This window comes from Leisingera sp. ANG-DT (assembly GCF_000813785.1).
Lineage (GTDB): Bacteria > Pseudomonadota > Alphaproteobacteria > Rhodobacterales > Rhodobacteraceae > Leisingera.
Window position 1 is genome coordinate 586 of record NZ_JWLE01000084.1, and the last position, 290, is coordinate 875.

The window sequence follows — 290 nt, forward strand, 5'->3', positions numbered from 1 at the left end:
AGATCACCCATTGGGTCTCGGTGGTGAAGATCACGCCTGATGCCGCCGAGGACCCCACCGTCAGCCCCGATGAACGCGCCCGCGGCAAGGCGATGGCCGATGCGCTGGCGATGCGTGTCCTGACCCGCATGTGGCAGATGCTGCTGAAGGCGCTGGAAGAAGTGGCCGCCGCCCCCAACGCAATGATGGCGGCCGAAATGGCGGTGATCCGCCTGACCCATGTGGCCGACCTGCCCTCCCCGGAGGAACTGATCCGCAAGCTGCAGGACACGCCCCCGCCGCCGCCCCCC

1 pseudogene is annotated in these 290 nt (G+C 68.6%); it reads left to right on the forward strand.

The features are described from left to right. Positions 1-290 (forward strand): annotated as a pseudogene (locus RA21_RS21865) (DNA polymerase III subunit gamma/tau); the annotation flags it as partial.